This window comes from Chitinophaga sp. OAE865 (genome assembly GCF_040546735.1).
In the GTDB taxonomy this organism is placed as follows: Bacteria; Bacteroidota; Bacteroidia; order Chitinophagales; family Chitinophagaceae; genus Chitinophaga; species Chitinophaga polysaccharea_A.
In genome coordinates, this window is the sequence record NZ_JBEPOF010000001.1 from 1 (window position 1) to 2,500 (window position 2,500).

At 45.1% G+C, this 2,500-nt stretch carries 2 rRNA genes (1 of these 2 cut by a window edge); both read right to left on the reverse strand.

The features are described from left to right. Positions 1-578 precede the first annotated feature (578 nt). Positions 579-690, reverse strand: a 5S ribosomal RNA gene (gene rrf, locus ABIE50_RS00005). Positions 691-774: 84 nt separating this feature from the next. Continuing rightward, positions 775-2,500, reverse strand: a 23S ribosomal RNA gene (locus ABIE50_RS00010); it runs 1,160 nt beyond the window's last position.

A 2,500-nucleotide genomic window follows, 5' to 3' on the forward strand; every position in this document is an offset into this window, starting at 1 on the left:
GCCGATGTGTGGGATCCGATCCCGGTAACGCTTTCGTTACACATCTTTACTTATATTATAATTAAGAACCTTTATTTGTATTGAACTGTTTGTGTTGGGGTTGCAAAGGTAGTGATCTTTCAGTTAATCACCAAAACTTTTAGAAAGTTTTTACAACTTTAATTATCTTAGTTCCAATCACTTAACTATCGGAAAGTGCTTTCATTACTGTGATAATTAACCCATTACCTTGCAAAGAACAGTGCTTTTTTGAAGCGGATGGCAAAGATAAGACCTTTATCACTCGCAGCAAAAATTATTTCAACTTAATTGCTTCTTATTTTCTGTATGTCAATTGATTTAAGCGCGGGGCTTAAGGTGATGAACCGGATTTAAGTGTAGTTGGTAGGATGTTGCCTAGCCGGGTGGTATCATCAGTAGCAGTAGTAACTGCTGTTGGTATTGGATAGCAGTGTGACCTGCTTTTTCGAGATAAGTACTGCTCTTTAGCTATACTCTGCATTACCTTACACAATGCTCTCTACTATATAGAAAGAAAAAGCCTTAGTGCAAACGCACCAAGGCTTTTCTCTTAATAAGTATGGCAGCTACCTACTCTCCCGCATGATAGTGCAGTACCATCGGCCATGAGGGGCTTAACTTCTCTGTTCGGAATGGGAAGAGGTGAACACCCTCGGCATAACCACCATAAGATCTTTTTTGCTTTACAGCAAACTAATAAGATAACATATCGGGAAAGTTGTATTCAAAACCTTTTTAGCGTAATAATTGAAAAAATTAAAGCTTACGGGCAATTAGTATTACTCGGCTGCGATGTTACCACCCTTACACCTGTAACCTATCAACGTCGTAGTCTCCGACGGCCCTTAAAAGTAAACTCATCTTGAAGCAGGTTTCACGCTTAGATGCTTTCAGCGTTTATCCTATCCGTACATAGCTACTCTGCACTGCACCTGGCGGCACAACAGATACACCAGCGGTACGTACGACCCGGTCCTCTCGTACTAAGGTCATGTCCTCTCAATTTACTAACGATCACAACAGATAGGGACCGAACTGTCTTGCGACGTTCTGAACCCAGTTCACGTGCCACTTTAATCGGCGAACAGCCGAACCCTTGGGACCTTCTCCAGCCCCAGGATGTGACGAACCGACATCGAGGTGCCAAACCTCACCGTCGATATGAGCTCTTGGGTGAGATCAGCCTGTTATCCCCGGAGTACCTTTTATCCTTTGAGCGATGGCCCTTCCATACAGAACCACCGGATCACTTTAGCCTGCTTTCGCACCTGCTCGGCTTGTTGGCCTCACAGTCAAGCACCCTTATACTAATGCGCTCTGCGTACGATTACCAACCGTACTGAGGGTACCTTTGCGAGCCTCCGTTACCTTTTAGGAGGCGACCACCCCAGTCAAACTACCCACCAAACAATGTCTCCCCTTGCAGGGATTAGACTCTAAATAACAGAAGGTTGGTATTTCAACGATGACTCCACAACTCCTGGCGAAGCTGCTTCATAGTCTCCCAACTATCCTACACATCTGGCATTCAAAATCAATGTTAAGTTGTAGTGAAGGTTCACGGGGTCTTTCCGTCCCGTTGCGATTAACCGGCATCTTCACCGATACTACAATTTCACCGAGCTCGTGGTAGAGACAGTGTACAACTCATTAGACCATTCGTGCAGGTCGGAACTTACCCGACAAGGAATTTCGCTACCTTAGGACCGTTATAGTTACGGCCGCCGTTTACTGGGGCTTCAGTCAGAAGCTTTGGATTGCTCCGAACATCCTTCCTTAACCTTCCAGCACCGGGCAGGTATCAGGCTCTATACGTCATCTTTCGATTTTGCAGGGCCCTGTGTTTTTGTTAAACAGTTGGTTGTACCATTTTACTGAGGCCACATCACTGTGGCACGCCTTATCCCGAAGTTACAGCGTCAATTTGCCTAGTTCCTTTACCACGGATCACTCGAGCGCCTGAGAATACTCATCTCGACTACCTGTGTCGGTTTACGGTACGGGCTGCTATAAACGAACCTTAGAAGTTTTTCTTGGAAGTCTGATTAGGGACACTATCAGCGCGGCCGAAGCTTTGCTGTACTATCAGGTTTCATCATCCCGAACGGATTTACCAATTCAGAATATAACTACGCCCTTTAACGCACTATTCCGTAAGTGCGCGATCCTTTCACTACTCCGTTACTCCATCGAATTTATAGCAGGTACTGGAATATTCACCAGTTTGCCATCAGCTACGCCTTTCGGCTTTGCCTAAGGACCCGACTAACCCTGATCCGATTAGCGTTGATCAGGAACCCTTAGTCTTACGGCGATAAGATTTTTCATCTTATTTATCGTTACTTATGCCTACATTTTCTTTTCCAAACGCTCCAGCATGTCTCGCAACACACCTTCGATGCAGTTTGGAATGCTCCCCTACCGTCTAATACTTACGTACTAGGCCTAAAGCTTCGGTTATATGTTTGATGCCCGATTA